21 protein-coding genes and 1 pseudogene are annotated in these 18,791 nt (G+C 56.2%); 11 read left to right on the forward strand and 11 right to left on the reverse strand.

Annotated features, from left to right (window positions below; translation table 11 throughout):
* Positions 1 to 949: FtsX-like permease family protein (locus tag IQ273_RS16410; RefSeq protein ID WP_313898150.1), on the reverse strand; the 949-nt coding region annotated here is incomplete at its 3' end.
* 195 nt (positions 950 to 1,144) lie between these two features.
* On the opposite strand from IQ273_RS16410, the gene IQ273_RS16415 reads away from it, so the two are divergent.
* Both IQ273_RS16415 and IQ273_RS16420 read left to right on the forward strand, forming a co-directional pair.
* On the forward strand, positions 1,145 to 1,771 hold the full coding sequence (locus IQ273_RS16415; protein WP_228053198.1) for a DUF29 domain-containing protein: 627 nt from the start codon (positions 1,145 to 1,147) through the stop codon (positions 1,769 to 1,771).
* Positions 1,772 to 1,773: 2 nt separating this feature from the next.
* Entirely contained in the window at positions 1,774 to 2,403 is a 630-nt protein-coding gene (locus tag IQ273_RS16420; protein ID WP_194024248.1) for a Uma2 family endonuclease, read from the forward strand.
* An 8-nt stretch (positions 2,404 to 2,411) separates the two neighbouring features.
* Here the strand turns inward: IQ273_RS16420 and IQ273_RS16425 are convergent, their stop codons facing one another.
* Positions 2,412 to 3,170 (reverse strand): ABC transporter ATP-binding protein, encoded by a 759-nt coding sequence (locus IQ273_RS16425; RefSeq protein ID WP_228053200.1) that lies wholly within the window; start codon positions 3,168 to 3,170, stop codon positions 2,412 to 2,414.
* 144 nt (positions 3,171 to 3,314) lie between these two features.
* Between IQ273_RS16425 and IQ273_RS16430 the strand changes: the two genes are divergently transcribed.
* Entirely contained in the window at positions 3,315 to 3,854 is a 540-nt protein-coding gene (locus IQ273_RS16430; protein WP_194024250.1) for a superoxide dismutase family protein, read from the forward strand.
* Positions 3,855 to 3,894: 40 nt separating this feature from the next.
* On the opposite strand, the gene IQ273_RS16435 is transcribed toward IQ273_RS16430, so the two are convergent.
* On the reverse strand, positions 3,895 to 4,638 hold the full coding sequence (locus IQ273_RS16435) for an ABC transporter ATP-binding protein (protein ID WP_194024251.1): 744 nt from the start codon (positions 4,636 to 4,638) through the stop codon (positions 3,895 to 3,897).
* Positions 4,639 to 4,714: 76 nt separating this feature from the next.
* Here IQ273_RS16435 and IQ273_RS16440 point away from each other — a divergent pair, with 76 nt between their 5' ends.
* Positions 4,715 to 5,842 (forward strand): metal ABC transporter substrate-binding protein, encoded by a 1,128-nt coding sequence (locus IQ273_RS16440; protein ID WP_194024252.1) that lies wholly within the window; start codon positions 4,715 to 4,717, stop codon positions 5,840 to 5,842.
* Positions 5,843 to 6,185: 343 nt separating this feature from the next.
* A complete protein-coding gene (locus IQ273_RS16445; protein WP_194024253.1) occupies positions 6,186 to 6,710 on the forward strand; it encodes a universal stress protein in 525 nt (174 codons plus the stop codon).
* 5 nt (positions 6,711 to 6,715) lie between these two features.
* Here the strand turns inward: IQ273_RS16445 and IQ273_RS16450 are convergent, their stop codons facing one another.
* The 3 genes from IQ273_RS16450 to IQ273_RS16460 all read right to left on the reverse strand — a co-directional run bounded on the left by IQ273_RS16450 (position 6,716) and on the right by IQ273_RS16460 (position 8,886).
* Positions 6,716 to 6,988 carry an HNH endonuclease gene (locus IQ273_RS16450; RefSeq protein WP_194024254.1) on the reverse strand — a complete coding sequence of 91 codons (273 nt, stop codon included), beginning with the start codon at positions 6,986 to 6,988 and terminating at the stop codon, positions 6,716 to 6,718.
* 183 nt (positions 6,989 to 7,171) lie between these two features.
* Positions 7,172 to 7,780: a 30S ribosomal protein S4 gene (gene rpsD / locus IQ273_RS16455; protein ID WP_194024255.1), complete on the reverse strand. Its 609-nt coding sequence runs from the start codon at positions 7,778 to 7,780 to the stop codon at positions 7,172 to 7,174.
* A gap of 335 nt (positions 7,781 to 8,115) precedes the next feature.
* Positions 8,116 to 8,886: an amino acid ABC transporter ATP-binding protein gene (locus IQ273_RS16460; protein ID WP_194024256.1), complete on the reverse strand. Its 771-nt coding sequence runs from the start codon at positions 8,884 to 8,886 to the stop codon at positions 8,116 to 8,118.
* A 190-nt stretch (positions 8,887 to 9,076) separates the two neighbouring features.
* Here IQ273_RS16460 and IQ273_RS16465 point away from each other — a divergent pair, with 190 nt between their 5' ends.
* Positions 9,077 to 10,618, forward strand: a complete 1,542-nt coding sequence (locus IQ273_RS16465) for an ABC transporter permease subunit (protein ID WP_194024257.1) — start codon at positions 9,077 to 9,079, stop codon at positions 10,616 to 10,618.
* A 31-nt stretch (positions 10,619 to 10,649) separates the two neighbouring features.
* On the opposite strand, the gene IQ273_RS16470 is transcribed toward IQ273_RS16465, so the two are convergent.
* Both IQ273_RS16470 and IQ273_RS16475 read right to left on the reverse strand, forming a co-directional pair.
* Positions 10,650 to 10,997: a TfoX/Sxy family protein gene (locus IQ273_RS16470; protein WP_194024258.1), complete on the reverse strand. Its 348-nt coding sequence runs from the start codon at positions 10,995 to 10,997 to the stop codon at positions 10,650 to 10,652.
* 28 nt (positions 10,998 to 11,025) lie between these two features.
* Positions 11,026 to 11,223: a hypothetical protein gene (locus IQ273_RS16475; protein ID WP_194024259.1), complete on the reverse strand. Its 198-nt coding sequence runs from the start codon at positions 11,221 to 11,223 to the stop codon at positions 11,026 to 11,028.
* Positions 11,224 to 11,754: 531 nt separating this feature from the next.
* Here IQ273_RS16475 and tsaB point away from each other — a divergent pair.
* The 4 genes from tsaB (at position 11,755) to IQ273_RS16495 (ending at position 16,410) form a co-directional block, all read left to right on the forward strand.
* Positions 11,755 to 12,402 (forward strand): tRNA (adenosine(37)-N6)-threonylcarbamoyltransferase complex dimerization subunit type 1 TsaB, encoded by a 648-nt coding sequence (gene tsaB, locus IQ273_RS16480; protein WP_228053204.1) that lies wholly within the window; start codon positions 11,755 to 11,757, stop codon positions 12,400 to 12,402.
* Positions 12,403 to 12,530: 128 nt separating this feature from the next.
* Positions 12,531 to 14,192, forward strand: a complete 1,662-nt coding sequence (locus IQ273_RS16485; RefSeq protein ID WP_194024260.1) for a response regulator — start codon at positions 12,531 to 12,533, stop codon at positions 14,190 to 14,192.
* Positions 14,189 to 15,607, forward strand: coding sequence for an ATP-binding protein (locus IQ273_RS16490; RefSeq protein WP_194024261.1), 1,419 nt, complete (start codon positions 14,189 to 14,191; stop codon positions 15,605 to 15,607). Before IQ273_RS16485 ends, IQ273_RS16490 begins: the two co-directional genes overlap by 4 nt.
* Before the next feature lie 110 nt (positions 15,608 to 15,717).
* The gene (locus IQ273_RS16495; RefSeq protein WP_194024262.1) at positions 15,718 to 16,410 is read left to right on the forward strand and encodes an SDR family oxidoreductase; all 693 of its coding nucleotides are present in this window, start codon (positions 15,718 to 15,720) and stop codon (positions 16,408 to 16,410) included.
* A 41-nt stretch (positions 16,411 to 16,451) separates the two neighbouring features.
* On the opposite strand, the gene IQ273_RS16500 is transcribed toward IQ273_RS16495, so the two are convergent.
* The 3 genes and pseudogenes from IQ273_RS16500 to IQ273_RS16510 form a co-directional block, all read right to left on the reverse strand.
* Positions 16,452 to 16,742 carry a hypothetical protein gene (locus IQ273_RS16500; RefSeq protein ID WP_194024263.1) on the reverse strand — a complete coding sequence of 97 codons (291 nt, stop codon included), beginning with the start codon at positions 16,740 to 16,742 and terminating at the stop codon, positions 16,452 to 16,454.
* Positions 16,743 to 16,744: 2 nt separating this feature from the next.
* Positions 16,745 to 17,261: pseudogene (locus tag IQ273_RS16505) on the reverse strand (DUF6036 family nucleotidyltransferase).
* 15 nt (positions 17,262 to 17,276) lie between these two features.
* Positions 17,277 to 18,251, reverse strand: coding sequence for a hypothetical protein (locus IQ273_RS16510; RefSeq protein ID WP_194024264.1), 975 nt, complete (start codon positions 18,249 to 18,251; stop codon positions 17,277 to 17,279).
* A 103-nt stretch (positions 18,252 to 18,354) separates the two neighbouring features.
* Here IQ273_RS16510 and IQ273_RS16515 point away from each other — a divergent pair, with 103 nt between their 5' ends.
* Positions 18,355 to 18,663, forward strand: coding sequence for a hypothetical protein (locus tag IQ273_RS16515; protein WP_194024265.1), 309 nt, complete (start codon positions 18,355 to 18,357; stop codon positions 18,661 to 18,663).
* The last annotated feature ends 128 nt before the right edge of the window (positions 18,664 to 18,791 follow it).

Raw genomic sequence — 18,791 nt, forward strand, 5'->3', positions numbered from 1 at the left:
GCTTAAAGAAGTGCAGCCCCACCTCCCAGTTGCCATAGCCAAAGGCCTTAAGCACCGCAATCTGGTCGCGCTGGGTGCTCACCAACCGGGCCAGCACCAGGTTGACCAAAAACGCCGCAATGCCCAAAAAAATCAGCGGTAAAATTAGCGCCATCACCTGCAATCCGGCCAGGTCATCCGACAAAAATCGGTTGGAGAGCTGATTTTCGCGCCCAAAGGCCCCCAGCCCCCCGTAGCGCTCCAAAATTTGGTCGAGGCGAAAGATCACCGCCTGTTCGTTGGCCCCCGGCGTTAGCGTCAGCGACACATCGTTAAACGCCCCATCCAGGTCAAAGGCCGTGGCCAAGGCCTCGCGGCCCATCCAAAACACCCCAAAGCGGCGGTTGTCGGGCAGCAGCTCGGTGCCGCTAATTTCGTAGATGTATTCGGGAGAAAGCGCCGTTCCCACAATTCGCAGCGGCTGCCAGCGACCGTTGATCACCGCGCTGATGGTGTCGCCCAGGGCCAGATTATTCGCCTGCACAAAAGCCACGCTGGCAATTACCTCATCGGCCCGACCGGGCTGAATGTAGCGCCCCGATCGCAGCACCAGATCATTCAACATCGGCTGCCGCTGCTCAGGAATCGAGATCAGCCGCCCGCTGGCCGGATCCTCCAGCCCCGGCACGTCCAGCGTTACCGTGGCCACCACCCGCGCCTGCCCCTGGCCCACCCCCGGCATCTCTAGAATTTGCTCCATGACGCCGTTGGGGGCACGCTTGAGCTGCACAAACACATCGGCAAAGCGGTACTGGCTGTAGTAGCGCTCTTGGGACAGCAGCAGCGACTGGTAGGTGCTCACCATCGTCACCAGGCTGGCAATGCCGCAGGCCACAATCACCACGATCGCAATCACCTGGCCCCGCAGGCCCTTGAGATCGCGAAATAGCTTTAGATCGAGGGTTTGCATGACGGGAAAGAACGCCCACTGCAACCATCGGCACAGGTTGCAGTCGTACCGTGGATCGGGTTTGTCCCCAGTCTAGATAGCGGAATAGGCAGGGAAGCGCGATCGCAACAAAAGGATGATTTTCTTAGGGTTGCCTGCTCAGAAATCAGGATTACGGGTTGGGGGATGTTTGTGGGATAGCCGTCTCGGCTGTCCATGCCCAGACAGAATCTTAACCAACCAGCCGTTATCCGCAGTCAGACAGAATGCCTAACCGACGAGACGCAGATTTCAACGCTCGATCACCCTGGGGTTGTAGGTGCTACGGTAAAAGCAGGCCTGTGGAAATCTCGTGGACAAAACACCGACGCCATGACACCACCCATCGCCCCTGCCACCCCAACGCTCTACGATCGCGACCTAGCCCTGTGGTATGCCGATACCCTGACCAAGCTCAAGGCTGGAGAATTGCAAGGCCTCGATATTAACCATTTAATTGAGGAGATTGAAAGCTTGGCGGCCCGCGATCGCAGAGAGCTAAAAAATCGGTTCAAAGTTCTCTTAGCCCATCTGCTCAAACGAATATATACAGCGAGTCCCGAATACTATCGCGGCTGCGAAAACACCATTGATGAGCAGCGAGAGCAACTGCAAGACATCCTCAGCCAATCCCCTAGTCTGCACACCTACTTTGAATCGGTCTTCGATGAGGTCTGGCAGCGCGCCCTCAAACAGGTTCGCAACGACTATCCCCAGGTTAATTTCCCCGGCCAATGGCCTTTTAGCCAAGAACCAGAAGCAATGCTTACTCAAACCTTCTGGCCAACTGGCCTAGGAGACTGACCATGACCGCTCTACTGACATCTCCCCAACCTCAGGTGGTTTTGCACGGTGTTAGCTGGCCGACCTACCAAGGGTTGGTTCGTGATTTAGAAGCGGCCCCCGGTAATCGCCTAACCTACGACCAAGGAACCCTCGAAATTATGGTGCCGCTGCCGCCCCACGAAGCCTACAAAAAGCTGATGGGCCGTCTAGTGGAAGTGACCACTGAGGAAACAGACACAGAAATCCGCAGTTTGGGGTCTACCACCTGGAATCGAGAAGATTTGCAGAAGGGGCTAGAGGCCGACCAGTGCTACTACATTCAGCATGAGCAAGCGGTGCGGGGCAAAGATGAGATTGACCTCACCATCGACCCACCGCCCGATCTGGCGATTGAGGTAGACAACACCAGTAGCTCTCTGAACCGAATGGCGATTTATGCAGCGCTGGGAGTGCCTGAAATATGGCGCTTTGACGGAGAAACCCTCACCATTTACGCCCTAACCAACGGAGAATATCGCCCCCAAGAAACATCCAACGTTCTGCCCATGCTGCGCCGGGACGATCTGCTGCGTTTTTTACAAACTAGCCAAACCATGGGTGAAACCAGCTGGGTCAAAGCGTTTCGCACCTGGCTGAGGGAAAGACTTTAGAAAAGGTTTTACCACTCCAGCTCGTCGGGGGAGGCGCGGCGGGTGTTGGTGTCTATGGTGTGAATTTGGCCGTCGCGCATAGTGATAACGCGATCGCCCATCGCCCCAATCCCCGCATTGTGGGTGATCACCACCACTGTCGTACCTAGCTCCTGGTTCACCTGGGCCAGCACCTCCAGCACCCGCTTGCCGGTGCTAAAGTCGAGCGCTCCGGTGGGTTCGTCGCAGAAGAGCACCTCGGGTCGCTTGGCAATGGCGCGGGCGATCGCCATCCGCTGCTGCTGCCCCCCCGACAGTTGAGAAGGGAAGTGGTCAAGGCGATCGCCCAGCCCCACCATCGCCAGCGCCGCCGCTGGGGCCATAGATCGAGGGGCAATATCCGTCACCAGGGCCACGTTTTCCTTCGCCGTTAGGCTGGGAATCAGGTTGTAGAACTGAAAGATAAAGCCAATCGATTCGCGACGGAAGCGAGTCAGCAATCGATCGCCCCCTGCCGTCAGGTTCTGGCTTTTGAAAAACACCTCGCCGCTGGTGGGTACATCCAGCCCACCCAAAATATTCAGCAGGGTCGATTTGCCGCTGCCCGATGGCCCTAGCAGCACTACAAACTCCCCTTCGTAGAGGTCCAGATCCACCGATCGCAGCGCCCGCACCTGCACCTCGCCCATGGTATAGGTCTTGGTCAGCTGGCGAGCCGAAAAAATGATCGGCGTCTGTGAGGAGATGCGGGAATGCGTGGGTGAATCGGCGCTGTGCTGAGGTGCCATGGCCATGCCAAACAAAGGCCCTACCTGACTAGCCTAATCAATGGCGATCGGCCTTTAGCAGAACGCTCAACGTTTCTTTAGGCTCAAACCTGGCCCCTAGGGCGATCGCGATATGATCTAACCGCAGACGCTACGGATAGCCCTATGCTTACCCTCCTCAACCGATTCAAGCTTTTTGGTCTGGCTCTTTGCCTGACTGGCCTGGCCCTGATGGCCTACCCCGCCCATGCCGTGGCCCTTAGCACTCAAGCGGATCTAATTGACAACAGCGGCAAAACTATCGGCACGGTGCAAGTTGAGCAGGGGCACAAAGGTGTTTTGGTGAATATTCAGGCTAAAGACTTGCCCCCTGGCTATCACGGTATGCACTTTCACGCCGTGGGCGACTGCTCAGATCTGGCTGCCTTTAAATCGGCGGGCGGACATGTGAACCCCTTTGATACGCCCCACGGGTTCCGCAACCCCGATGGTCCCCACGAAGGCAACTTGCCCAACCTGGTGGTTGCCAACGATGGCACGGTGGAAGTTGAGCTGTACAGCGACCTGGTAGAGCTAGATTTTGGGCCAGCCAAGCTGCTCGACGACGACGGCACCGCGCTCATTGTCCATACCGATAAAGACGACCACTATTCTCAACCCATCGGTGGCTCCGGCGGGCGCATCGCCTGTGCCGTCATTCAGTAAACCCTCGGCGCTGAAATTATCAATCTGCTGCGGGCGGTCATTAGCAAAAAAAGTCGGCGTAGGCGCTGCTGGTGTGGCTGACCTGTGGCCCCTGGCCGTAGGCCTGCTGAATGTTGTCGAAGGTCATGACGGCGGCGGGGGTGTCGTTGGCGAGCAGGCGACGGTTGAGCAGCAGCAGGCGATCGTAGCGATGCAGGGCCTCGCCCCACTCGTGGTTGCACACCACCAGGGTCTTACCCTCGGCCTGCAGCTCGGCAAAAACGCCCAGCATGAGCGCTTCGGTCTTTTTGTCGATGCCGGTGAAGGGTTCGTCTAAAAGCAGCAGGTCGGCACCCTGGGCCAGGGCACGGGCTAAAAAAACGCGCTGCTGCTGCCCTCCCGAGAGTTGGCCAATGGGGCGATCGCACAGGTGCAGCATATCCACCCGCTCTAGGGCCACGGCAACTCGCTGTTTGGCCCTAGAGCTAGGCTGGCGAAACCAGCCCGCCAGAGCCGACTGCGCCATCATTGCCACCTGCCCGGCGGTAATCGGGTAGTCCCAATCGATGCGCGATCGCTGGGGTACGTAGGCGATCGCCTGCCGCTGTCGCCGCAGCGGCAGGCCCCGAAATAGCACCTGCCCCCGACTGGGCACCAGCCCCAGCATGGCTTGAATGAGAGTGCTTTTGCCAGCCCCGTTGGGGCCAATCAAACCCACCAGTTCTCCTGCCCCTACTGACAGAGAGACATCATCTAGGGCGGCAACTCCCCGGTAGTTGACAGACAGGTTTTGAACCTCTAGCATGACACCCATGAAATGATAACCATTATCACTATCATACTAGTTCTAGTTCAGTTATCCATTGCTGGGAGCATAGGTAATGTTTATACATGCAGGGGCAGAGGCAGAGGGTCGCTGGGCTAAGCGCTTAGGCGCGGGGCTGGTACTGGCGCTGGGCCTAGTTGGGTGTAGTGGTGACGACGTTGCAACGCCTGCCCCCGACGACAGTGCCCCCGACGACAGCCCAGTGGTGGTAGCCACTACCAGCGTAATTTGCGATCTAACTCAGCAGATTGCTGAGACGACTGTGGCGCTTACCTGCCTACTCGATCCGGGTACCGACCCCCACACGTACCAGGTCAAACCGTCCGATCGCCAGGCGATCGAACAGGCCGATCTCATTCTCTACGACGGTTACGGCGCGTCCCCCGGCCTGATCGACATGGTAGAAAGTGGCACTACCGAGGCGACCCGATTGGCTGTCTACGAAAGGGCCGTGCCCACCCCGCTAATGGGCGCAGCCCACGACCATGACCACGGTGCCGAGTCTGCCCATGCCGATGGTGACGATCACGACCATGAGGCTGACGCAGCTCACGACCATGACGAGGAGCACGCCCACGATCACGATGATGATCATGCCCATGACGCTACCGCCGATGCAGATTTGGTCCCCGATCCGCACATTTGGCATAGCGCTACCCACAACGCCGCTATGGTGGCCGTCATTGCCGAAACGCTGGCTGAGGTCAACCCCGACCAGGCCACCCTGTACACCGAGAATGCTGACCGCATAGCAACTCAGTTTGCCGAAATCGACGATTGGATTCAGACTCAGGTGGCTACGGTGCCCGCCGATCAGCGCCAATTAGTTACCACCCACGCCTCATTTGGCTACTTTGCCGAGGCCTATGGCTTTGAGGTGAAAGGGGCGCTCAGCGGCCTCAGCACCGATGAAAAACCGACGCCAGGCGCACTTACAGCGTTAGTCGATCAGGTGAAAGCGACTCAGGTACCCGCTATTTTTGCCGAAAATACGACCAATCCTCAGCTGATTGAATCGGTGGCTAAGGATGCGGGGGTGACGGTAGCCGAGCAACCCTTATTTGTCGAAGGCCCTGGTGGCCCTGGCAGCGAAGCTGAAACCGTGCAGGCTATGCTAGTGACGAACACCTGCACAGTCGTGGAGGCACTGGGGGGAAGCTGCGATCGCGCCAGTGCGCCATAGGTCAACGTCACTGCAAGAAGCTGAAATTAATCCTCGCAGATCGCCAGAAGCCTTGATTTGCCCTAGGGTAGGCACTGCCCACCAACGTTAATTGAGTGACATGCCGCTATAGGTAGCCTTGATCTGTAAAGGTGCGGGCCGATGCAACTCCACCTTTACCGACGATGCGGTGGTCTAGCCTCGGCCCTACCGTAAGGCATTGTTACAGCCCACAGAATTGGGCCGTCGGGCTTTTTATAATAAAGGTGTAGCCGAACGCCCCTGGCCTGGCTCCTCCACTGTCTCTAGCGCTGAATTTTAAGAGAGCCTAAAACGCGGGCCTGCCTCCCAGGAGATCACCGCCATGTTTAAGAAAATTTTGGTTGCTCTCGATAACTCTACCCACCGGCAAGAGGTATTTGAACAAGCGCTTGGTTTAGCCAGCGCTACCCAGGCCGAGCTAATGCTGTGCCACGTGCTTTCAGCCTACGAAGAAGGCAGCCCAGGCATTCCCATTCGGTCGTACCAGGCCTATTACCCCGTGCTCGAAGACTCTACCTGGCGGCTGTATCAAAAACATTGGGAAGAATTTGAAGCCCAGGGCATTGCCCAACTGCAGCAAGAGATCGAAACCGCTCGCGCCGCTGGGGTACCCGCTGAATTTACTCAGGCGGCTGGCGAACCCGCCGCTACAATCTGTAGCGTGGCCAACTCGTGGCAGGCCGATTTGATCATGGTTGGTAGCCACGGTCGTCGGGGCATTAGCGAGCTACTGCTGGGCAGCGTTAGCAATTACGTCATGCACCATGCCGAATGCTCCGTGCTGGTCGTGCATCGTCAGGGCACTACCTCCCCTGTGGCCCCAGACGCGGTTAGCGCTACGGCCTAAGCCACCTATCGATAGCTTCTAACCCGTTTTTCGGGATGCTGTTTGCGAACCCAGGTTACAAACCGCTGTAGCCTGGGTTCGGCCTGCAACTGAGCCAGGGTGTTAAGCTCACGGGCCAGGGTATGGTTGTCGAACAGGGTGTGAATGTGTTTGTGGCAGGGGCGGCACAGCAGCACTGTGTCGCTAGTGGGCAGTTTGCGCCTTCGAGTGTACTGGCGCGGCACCAGGTGATGTTCAGTTAAATTATCAATGGGGCGTTGGCACAGCTGGCACGGCATGGGGAGTGGTCTGCAAAGGTGGCGCTTCCATTCTCACGAATTGAGCCCTATGTGGCCAAAATAAATGGTCCCTGGCTGACGGGCCAGGGACCAAGAAACAATCTATTCAGAGTAATGCGTTATGGGCGGTAAGCGAAAAGCCTCATCGGCCAGCGAAACCAAATCTCGTAGCGGCCAGCAGCCTTAGGCCTTACGGGAGTAGTACTCAACCACCAGCAGTTCGTTGATGTTGAGGGCCACCCACTCACGCTCGATGATGCTGTTGACCTTGGCGGTCAGCTTGGCTTTGTCGAGTTCGAGGTGGTTGGGCACGTTGGCCAAACCGGGAAACTCCAGGTTGGCTTCAACCAATTTTTTAGAAGCGTCGCGATCGCGCACGGTGATCACATCGCCAGGACGACACTGGTAGCTCGGAATCGAGACCACGCGACCGTTGACGCAGATGTGGCCGTGGTTAACGACCTGACGCGCCGAAGGAATAGTCGGCCCAAACCCAAGCCGAAATACGGTGTTATCGAGCCGCATTTCAAGCATTTGAAGAATAACCAACCCGGTCGAACCGCCAGCCTTTCGGGCTTTCTTCACGTAGCGCAGCAGCTGCTTTTCGGTCAGGCCGTAGTTAAAGCGCAGCTTTTGCTTTTCTTCGAGCCGCACTGCGTATTCAGACTTCTTCTTGCGGGCTTGCCCGTGCTGCCCGGGGGGATAAGCTTTGCGGGGGGATTTGCGGGATAGACCCGGTAGCTCACCCAAGCGGCGTACAACCCGCAGGCGAGCGCCTCTGTATCGCGCCATAAACGTTTACTCTCCGAACAATTTCCAAAGATTTTAATTCTAGCGCCAATACGCTCAAGAGGCAACGACCCAGTGCAGAAATCTAATTCAGAAATTTAGGGATAAGGTTTGGATAGGGCTGGTGGGCAAAGCCCATCCTGCTTTCCAGTCCTACTTTCCGGTCCTACTTTCCGGCCCTACTTTCCGGCCCCTGAGCGGAGTCGAAGGGACCGGAAAGCGAGACTGCCTAAGGATAAGCCTCAAAATAAAGTACCCGCTAGACTAGCTACGTCATAGTGGATTCCCGCCCGTGCGGGAATGACATTGGGACTTATTAAGCTTCGCGTCCCTAATGTCTAATTTTGGCTCAGGCGGCTCAAAAATGACTTGAGTCGATCGCTGCTGGGGTTGCTAAACACCTCACTGGGCACGCCTTCTTCTTCGATCACGCCGTCGTTGAAAAACAGCACTCGGTTTGAGACTTCGCGGGCAAACTGCATTTCGTGGGTAACGACAACCATCGTCATGCCTTCTTCGGCTAGCTGACGCATGACCCCAAGCACCTCGCCCACGAGTTCGGGGTCAAGGGCACTGGTCGGCTCATCGAACAAAATGGCGACGGGCTTCATGCACAGGCTGCGGGCGATCGCCACCCGCTGCTTTTGTCCGCCAGAGAGCTGCTCGGGGTAGGCATCGGCGCGATCGGTTAAACCGACCTTGGCCAGGTAGTGAGTGGCCAGGTCGTGGCAGTCGCCTGCCGGAAACTTGAGCACCCTGCGGGGGGCCAGCATCAGGTTTTCGATCACCGTCAGGTGAGGAAACAGGTTGAAGTGCTGAAACACCATGCTTACCTGGCTGCGCAGATGGTACAGCGACTGGCGGGGCAGCTTAGCCGCCGAGACATCCTGCCCCATCACCTCTAAGTGGCCCTGGTTGATAGCTTCTAGGCGATTGAGACAACGCAAAAAGGTGCTTTTGCCGCAGCCCGAGGGGCCAATAATCGACACCACATCGCCCTTGGCAAAGCTGGTGCTCACACCCTTTAAAACCTCAATGGAGCCGTAACTTTTGTACAAGTTTTCGCAGGCAATAACGGAGGTGGCGATCGCAGGCAGAGTGGTAGGCATTGATGGTGAGTAATGATGGGTGAGGAAGTAGGTGGCGCAGCAGGCTATACCCTACAGAAAATCATTGGCACCTCTGGGCATCTGTATCGTAGAAAACATTTTTGCCCATGCAGAATTGTCTATGGTGCAGCATCATACCCTTGCGTAGGCCGCAGGGAACTGCTATTCAACCCAATATAACTGCTGGTTCATGGTTGCTCGTATCTTTCGTATTCGCTGGTTTAAGCGCGTTTTGGCCCTCGTGCTGGGGCTGTTGCTTGGGGTGGGGGCCGCCCAGATTGCGGGGCTAGCCCAAGCGCCATCGGTGTGGGAAGTCGGCACCGAACCGGCCTTTCCCCCCTTTGAAATGCGGGACGACGCCACGGGCAACCTGACTGGCTTCGATATTGAACTCATGCAGGCGATCGGTGCCGCCGCCGGGCGCGAGGTGGAGTTTATCAGTCTGCCCTTTGATGGCCTGGTGCCTGCCCTACAATCGAACACCATTGATGCGGCGATTAGCGGTATGACTATCACCGCCGAGCGAGCGCAGACGATCGATTTTTCGCGACCCTACTTCGAGGCGGGTCTGGCGATCGCTGTCCGCGAAGCCTCCACCGACATCAACTCCATCGAAGACCTGGCCAGCAAACGCATTGCTGTGCAAATTGGCACCACCGGAGCTGAGCAGGCCGCTCAGGTAGAAGGAGCTAGCATTAGCACCTTTGATAGTGCGCCGTTAGCTCTGCAAGAGCTGCTTAACGGTCGGGTCGATGCGGTGGTTAACGACCTGCCGGTGACTCTCTACGCCATCAACGAAGCCAACCTGCAGGGCATCAAAATTGTCGGTGAGCTGGTTACCGAGGAGTACTACGGCATTGCCCTGCCGAAAAATTCTGAGGCGCTGGCCGACATCAATACTGCCCTCGATACCCTGCTGCAAGACGGCACCTACGCCGAGATCTACCAGCGGTGGTTCTCGGCTGACCCACCAGAACTCCCCGCGATCGCCCCGGCCCTGGCCGAGGCTGGCACCGCCACCGGACTGGACTGGGGACGGCTGTTCCAAAACCTAATGCGGGGTGCGTGGATTACCATTCTGCTGACGGCGTTCTCGTTCTTCTTTGGGCTGATTGGTGGGACGCTGGTGGCCTTTGCCATGATCTCGCCGATTAAGCCCCTGCACTGGCTGTGCCGCATCTACGTCGATTTCTTTCGCGGCACGCCCATGCTGGTGCAGCTATTTATGATTTATTTCGGTCTGCCTGCCCTGTTCCAAAATTTGGGCTTTGAGTTTAGCTTTAACCGCATTTTTGCCGCCATTCTCGCCCTCAGCCTCAATGTGGCAGCCTACCTGGCCGAGATTTTGCGCGGCGGCATTCAGTCGATCGATCGCGGTCAGTGGGAAGCAGGCGAATCGCTGGCGATGAACCCGGTCGAGACCATGCGCTACGTGATCTTCCCCCAGGCCTTTCGGCGCATTTTGCCACCCCTGGGCAATGAGTTCATCACCCTGATTAAAGACACCAGTTTGGCGGCGGTGATTGGGTTTGAAGAACTCTTTCGTCAGGGGCAGTTGACGGTGGCGACCACCTACCGCGCTTTTGAGGTGTATTTAGCGGTGGCGATCGTATACCTGATTATGACGTCGCTGGCCTCAATAGTGTTTAAGCGCCTAGAGGTCTACATGGACCCGATCAATCGACCCCAAAAAGTCAAAAAAGACCCTGTTCCCTCAGCAATTGGGGCCTAGATGGTTTAGCAATTCTAGATCGCCCGTTGGGTTACCGCTGCTTGCGCTTAGCCCGGCGGGCGATCGCTACCGAGACCTCAATCCACTCCTGGAGCCGCTCCAGATCGTCGTATACAGCTGCAGGTAGCTGATAGTAGGACATGATTGTGGGTTTGCCGTTGCGATCGTAGGTGAATGGCCCCATACCCGCTTCTGTAAAGCGACCATGGTTGGTTACATCGACCTTGAAGTAGAGACTTTCGTGGGCAATCAGAGCAAACATGGTGCCCTCGCAGTACAGCCCATAGCCCCCAAATATGGCCCGCGCGGTGACTGGGGCGACTTGGTTTAGGTGGTTGACCACGGCATCTCTAAACGCTTTGGCCTGGGGGCTTGGCACGCTGACTGTTCTCGGCAGAGGGGACAACCTATTGCTGCTGTTGCTGCTGCTCGAAGCCCACCAAAATTTGGTAGACAAACAGCTTGCGCAGGGCATAGTTTTGTTGTTGCCCGTGGTTGGCCGCAGCGTGAATTTCTGCTCCTAGCATCACGCTACCAGCGACCAAAGCAAGGGTTAAACCAACATTTCTAAGAATCAGGCAGGCGGGAAGACAGCGCTTCTTCATAGAGGAACCTGTATCAGCAGACGCCTGGGGCTATGCCTGGTGCGTCTTGATTAATTTTATGGGTTATGGGATGCTCCCAGATTTTCTCTATTAGACGGAAAAGGTTTTACAAAAGTTACCGCAAATTCAGCCGATATTCGACAAAGACTCGACCGGCGTTGCTGGCGTTGGTCGAACCACTGACGCTCCAGTTGTCGACTATCCAGTTAATCAACTAAAACTTTTGGCCACATTCCAAAGTCCCTTATTGCCTAGAAAGGCCAAAAATAACCAGCCTATTGCATTGGGCCACCAGGGCCAGCCCAACAAATCGCCTACCCCGAAGCAGAGGGTGATCAATAGACCGTGGAGGCCAAGGTAAATTAGCTTGTTTTTCATAGTTTGGTTCCGGTTCACACTTGCGCCTAATCATTCTTCAGGCTCTAGCGAACGGTTCAGGATACCGGGCTTAAAATCTGCAATCGGCCTTTCGACCGCCGACAACGATCGCAGACCCAGGCTGGTCTGCGTCAGTTCTGTCCTGTAGTCTGGATGAGTCTGAACACCCAACCTGAGCCCATGTTAGCCCTAGCGATTCACACCTGTGGCCCCGACCTGGGGCTGGCTCTAAGCAATTTTGACGGTGAAACCCGCCATCAGACCTGGGCGCTGGGGCGCGATTTGTCGACTAAATTGCACAGCCTGCTAGTCGGGTTTGTTGCACCCTACACCTGGCAAGATTTCTCATTTTTGGCGGTGGCCCAGGGGCCGGGAGGGTTCACGGGCACCCGCATTGGGGTGGTGACGGCGCGTACCCTGGCTCAGCAGCTAGAAATTCCACTGTTTGGGGTGTCGAGTTTGGCGGCGGTAGCCCAGCAGGCGCTAGATCAATCCCCGGCTGAAGGATCAGCCATTGCCGTGGAGATGCAGGCCCAGCGGGGGCAGCTCTTTACCGCTATTTACAAAGCCACTGCCAACGGACTGGAACTAACCCACCCTGACCAGGTGCTGACCTCAGAGGCCTGGGAGTCTGCGCTGGCCAGCTATCCTGAGGCCCCGCATCGCGCGATCGCGGGGGACGACTTGGCCGAGACCGTGGTGCAGGTATTGGATCTGGCGCATCGGGGCTGGATGGCGGGCGATCGCCCCGACTGGTCTACCGTACTGCCCTACTACGGTCAGCACCCAGTGGATCGGTAGGCGACCTTCAAGGTATAGCGCCAGGCAGATTTTTGCCAGATGGGTCGGCTACACTGAGCCGCAATGCCTGAGGCGATTTCTTTTCGCCATTAAGGGCTAGAGCGAACCGCCCCCTTCAGGTCTTTGCCATGGCCAAACCGATTATTTTTACCGTTGATGACGACCCCGATGTGCTGCAGGCGATCGCCCGCGACCTGCGGCGGCACTACGGCGAACACTACCGCGTCATGCGGGCTAGCTCTGGGGCGGCGGCCCTCGAAGCCCTGCGGCAAATCACCCTGCGCCAAGACCCCGTAGCCCTGCTGCTGGTCGATCAGCGCATGCCCGAGATGAGCGGGGTGGAGTTGCTAGAGCAGGCGGTGCGCCTAGCGCCTGACGCCAAGCGGGCCTTGCTCACTGCCTACAGCGACACCGATGCCGCCATTCGCGCCATCAACGAGGTCAGCCTCGACTACTACCTGCTCAAGCCCTGGGATCCGCCGGAGGAAAAGCTGTACCCGGTGGTGGATGATTTGCTGGCCGATTGGCAGGCCCATTTTCATCCCCCCTTTGCAGGCATTCGGGTGGTGGGCGATCGCTGGAACCCCCACAGCCACGAAATCAAAGACTTTTTGGCCCGCAACCAGATCCCCTACCGCTGGCTGGATGTGGAGCGCAGCGAAGAGGCCCGCACCCTGGCAGGATGTGTGGTCGAGGCCAAGCTGCCCCTGGTGCTGTTCCCCGAGGGCGAGCCCCTGCGCCAGCCCAGCACCACAGAACTGGCGGGCAGAATTGGCCTGCAAACCACGGCCACTAAGCCCTTCTATGACTTGGTCATTGTGGGGGGCGGCCCCGCCGGGCTGGCGGCGGCGGTCTATGGCGCATCCGAAGGGCTGCACACGGTGCTGATCGAGCGCGAGGCCCCCGGTGGCCAGGCGGGCACCAGCTCCCGGATTGAAAACTACCTGGGCTTTCCGGTGGGCCTCTCCGGCAGCGACCTGGCCCGCCGCGCCGTCAGTCAGGCCCGCCGGTTTGGGGTCGAAATTCTCACCCCCCAGTCGGTGCAGGCGCTGCGAACCGACAATGACTACCGGCTGCTGACCCTCAGCGACGGCAGCGAAATTAGCACCCAGGCGGTGATTTTGGCCCTGGGGGTCTCGTGGCGGCGGCTCGACACCCCCGGCCTGGAGCAGTTTACTGGGGCTGGGGTCTACTACGGCGCGGCCCAAACCGAAGCTCTGGCCTGCGAAGGGGAAGACGTCTACCTGATTGGCGGAGCCAACTCCGCCGGGCAGGCGGCGATGAACTTTGCCAAGTACGCCAGGTCGGTGACGATGCTGGTACGGGGCGATTCGCTGACCAAGAGCATGTCGCAGTATTTAATTGAGCAAATCGCCACGATGCCAAACATCAAGGTGCAGACCCACACCAGCGTAATCGAGGCCAAGGGAGGCACACAGCTAGAGGCGCTGGTGCTGCAAAACGCTGTTACGGGAGCCACCGAAACCGTGCCCGCCCAGTCCCTGTTCATCTTCATCGGCGCAATTCCCCACACCGACTGGCTAGAGGATTTGGTGCAGCGTGATGCCCGAGGCTACATTCTCACGGGACCAGACTTGCAAACCGCTAATATTTCACCCCACCAGGTATGGCCGCGCGATCGCCCGCCCTTTTTGCTTGAAACCAGCCTGCCGGGGCTGTTTGCAGTGGGCGACGTGCGCCACGGCTCGATCAAGCGAGTGGCCTCGGGTGTGGGCGAAGGGTCGATCTGCGTGCAGTTTGTGCATCAGTACCTGGGGGCGGTGCGATGAGTGCCTCAGCCCTGTGTCTGGAACATTTGCGGACCATTGAGCCGTTTAACCACCTGCCCACCGAACGGCTGGCGTGGGTGTGCGATCGCGCCACCTCCCTCCAGCTCCACAAAGGCGACTACCTGGTCAAAGAAGGCGACCTGACTACCACGATCTACGTGATTGCCTTGGGTCGCCTGGGCATTACCCGCCAGAGCGAAGGCATCGCCATACCCATCGGCCAGCACGACGGCCCCGGCTACATTGGCGAAATTCCGGTGCTGACGGATGAGCCTGCCCCGGTGACGATACAGGCGATGTCGGATTGTCAGATTCACAGCATTGCTGGGGCCGACTTTCTCACCCTGCTGCACGAGTGCCGCGACTTTGAACGCCAGGTGTTTCGTCTCATGCAAAAGCGGGTGCGGGGGCTGGAGTCGTTTTTGCGCGGGCGCGAAAAAATGGCGGCCCTGGGCACGCTCTCGGCAGGGCTGGCCCACGAATTGAACAATCCCGCTGCCGCCCTGGTGCGATCGCTGAGCGAAGTGGTGCCCGCCATTCGCGAGCTGGAGAAAATGAACATGCTCTACGGCCAGCAGCAGCCCGACGAAGCCGATGTCCAACAGTGGCAACAGGTGCGCGATGCGGGCTACGACACCATTCTCAAGGGTGGGGCCGATGCGGTGACTCTGAGCGATCGCGAAGAAGAACTGCTCGACTGGCTCGAAGACTACGGCGTGGCCCAAGCCTGGAAGCTGGCCGAACCCCTGGCCCTGGCGGGTATCGATATCCCCACCCTGGAAAGGTTGATTGCCCCGTGGCGCGACAACCCCACCCAGCTGCGCGACATGGGCATTCGCTGGCTGGCCCTCTCCTTTGAAATGATGTCGATGATTCAGAGCGGCCAGTCGGGGGCCGAGCGCATCGCCACCCTGGTCAAATCGATGAAGTCGTACAGCTACATGGATCAGGGCGCACAGCAGATGGTTGACCTGCACCAGGGGCTAGAAGACACCCTGCGGCTGTTTGCCTTCAAGCTCAAGCAGGGTATAACGGTCGAGCGCGACTACGATGCGACGCTGCCCAAGCTGATGGCCCACGGCAGCGAACTCAACCAGGTGTGGACAAATTTGATCGACAATGCGATCGATGCGATCGGCGACAAGGGCACTCTCACCCTGCGCACCTGCCACTTCCAAGGCGATGCCCGTGTGGAAATCATCGACACCGGGCCGGGCATTCCACCGGAGATTAAATCGCGTATTTATGAGCCGTTTTTTACCACCAAAGGGGTGGGCAAAGGCTCGGGCCTAGGCCTCGAAACGGTGCTTCGCATTGTAGAAAACCGCCACCACGGCACGATTGGCCTGGAGTCTGCGCCAGGCCACACCTGCTTTGCGGTTTGCCTACCCCTGGGCAAAGCAGAAGCATCCTAGCTCTCACGAGGATCTGAGCGCTGGTTGCTTACAGCAGGCTTAGCTACGTACCACACTTACCCAATCGGCTGTGGCAAGATGACCGTGAAGACCTATGGCAAAGATTCAACGTGTCGAATTCTAAAACCCTACTGATTACCGGCGCATCTTCAGGCATCGGTGCCGCCACTGCCCGACAGGCGGCAGCGCAAAATTTCAACCTTGTCTTAGCCGCCCGCTCGACTGAGAAGCTGGATAAATTAGCGAAAGAACTGGGTACCGATAACGTGCGGACGTTTGCCTGTGATGTCACTGATTATGCGGCTCAAGAAAAGTTGGTAGCCAATGCAGTAGAGGCGTTTGGCAGTTTGGATGCGGTGTTTGCTAATGCTGGTTGCGGCGGTGAGCCGGGCGGGTTTTCGGGGGCTCCGGTTGAGTCTTGGCAGCGCATCGTCAACACCAATATTTTGGGCGTCGCTTACACGCTGCGGGCCAGCCTAGAAGAATTAAAGAAAGCCAAGGGGCATGTCATCATTACCGGCTCGATCGCAGGGCGTAAAACGCTGAAAGGATCGATGTATTCTGTCTCGAAATGGGCTGTTTCAGCGATCGGCTATAACCTGCGAGAGGAGATGCGAGGCACGGGGGTACGTGTCACGCTGATAGAACCGGGGATGGTGGACACACCATTCTTTGATGACCCGAAGCCCGATGCACTGCGCCCCGATGATGTGGCTCGGACGGTGCTCTTTGCGCTTTCGCAACCGCCCAATGTTGATATTGGTGAACTTGTAGTTTTGCCAACACCACCGGCTGAAGGGTAATTGGTGCAGCTGAGCTTGACGTTCACGACCTCTATACTGGCTCAGAAGTGGGCTGTTTTACGGAGTTCAAGGGCGTTGCAAAAGCTGTTGGGGCTATCTAACAGGGCGTTGTAGTAGGCATAGGCATCGTTCCGGTCATTCTGAAGACGACCATACAAAGTAAGTTCTGGCTCTGCTACCAGGCAGCTTTTAGGTACGTCTAGGCCCGCTTTGGTTAGGCATATTGATGCGATCGTCACTAGCAGTGCCCCAACTGTATCTGCCTTGCCATCGTGCAAATCCTCTAGCCCAGGGAGAATCAAGTCGGCTCCTGGCAATTCGTGCAAATTCATGACTATCTAGCCTCCCACATAGATTCAGTCTGCTCAATAAATGTTCTAACCTTGCTTGTGAGAACATCAGGATCAAGAGAAGGGAATCGAATCAACTCAAGTTCAATAGCCTCAAAGCAGTTACGTAAATTTTCTAATGAAAACAATCCCTGACTGTACATAGCTTGCACATCTTTAAGATCGCGATCGTATCCTCTTGACAGTTTGGCAAGTGCCTGGGCTGTAAAGTCACAATGATAGAAAGAAATTTGACCTCGCTTACAAATGAATACGCTTCTGTCACGCCAGCCTGGAAGAGGAGGCAAGAAATCTTGTGGAGAAGCCAACTCAATATTGATGTTCAATTCTTGTTTGATTTTAGCAATCGCTTGAAAGATGCCTGAAGGTTCAGGATCTAGACGAATATCGACATCAACCATTAGCACCACCTGTAAAGTAGATGCAGCCTGAGCCCTGAGCTTCTTCGCCTAGAACCTGCATCAATTGCTCTAGCTTTTGAGGATCAATGTTTTGGCGCATATTAATAACCTGGCATTACGCTAACTCAATTAGTTCCTTAGCCAGTTCAATTGAATCATCATCAAGCTTTGAGTTTTCTTTATTGACTAGACAAGCTAGTGCTTTGAGGTTCAGCTCATCTCGGAAGATGCGCCGCATTGTACTTACTCTTGTTTGAATCGAGCTATAAGTATATACGCCAACTGGGATAACCTTAGTTAGATCGTCGCCGTCGGCAAAGGCTTTATAGTAGTCAAGAAAGAACTTTTTGCCCATTTTGCTCAAAAGATTTTCGATCAGTACCCGCTCATCTTCTGACACATAGATCTCTTGCTTCTGCCGTTCAATGCCATCTTTGGTCAAGAAGTTAATGCTGTAGTCAGACTCATAATTTTCTAACTGGCCAGCACAAAACAGATTTTTAAACTCCTCAATTTCTGGGATATCAGAAATTAGCTGCTCGTAAATTTTGTAAAGGTGAATACACTTTTTCTGGATGGTCGTTTTCACCACTTTGACTACTGGATGAGAATCAGGATCTTTATCCATTAAGTAGTTGAAATGAGCTGGAATTAGAACAATGTTCCAGAGTGAAGAGAAAAACAAAGGATGAGAGGCTAAGCCCCACACATGTGAAATAATATAATTCTTGATAGTGCTATTTTTGCCTGTGCTAATTGTTTGTCCAAGAAATCTCCTGATTGAGCGCATATTCTCATGATTGCCGTCGTTGTCAATCTTGATAATGAATTCTGGGTAAGAAGGTAGTCGGGCATCATTTTTCCTTGTGAAAGAAATCGCCTCTGCTTTGTTCTTGATGTCAAGAGCTTCATGATGAGACGGAGAATATCGAATGGGAAGCTTACCCCCGGATTTGTATAGTTCAATTATTTCCTGATTCCTCAGCTTCACAATTTCTGAGGGTATAAACAAAGTGCTTTCAAGAAAGGATTTTACAAGATTATCCTGGCTTCCATATAGGGAAGTAAGTTGGTCTATTCCATCAATCACATTTGCTTCCTTACATTTCCAAGTTGATTTAGAGGAAGAGGGTGAGAAAGGTTAAGTATAACTACCTCTTTCTTCCAGAACTACAAAAAGGAAAACAGAACCGATGTTTGAATATCTCGAACCCAGCGATCATGATGCGGCCGACGCTGCCCAAGGGACCGGGTCCCTACCGCTGCCACCGAAGTATGGGGCAAACGACAAAGGGACCCGGTCCCTGAGTCCTGAGAAAGTGCGCCATATGACCTACGGCAGCCTCGCCGCCCTAGATCGCACCATCAAAATCCTCCATGCCCTCGGCTACGCCGACCCCAACGATTGGAGCGACCCCATCCCCGTGCCACCCAGCACCGAGACGCGGTGCGGAGTCGAGACGTGGATGGTAATTATGACCAAAACCATTCTGCTGGAGTAGCCTACTGCCTCAGATCCCAGGGTTCTAGCAGGGGCGTTTGCTTAAGGCAAAGCACTGGAGCTAGAACCCTGGGATCTATCTCGTTGAGACTTTTGCTCTAACAGGGCTTCTACCGCCCCCAATAGCTC

It is taken from the genome of Nodosilinea sp. LEGE 07298 (assembly GCF_015207265.1).
In the GTDB taxonomy this organism is placed as follows: domain Bacteria; phylum Cyanobacteriota; class Cyanobacteriia; order Phormidesmidales; family Phormidesmidaceae; genus Nodosilinea.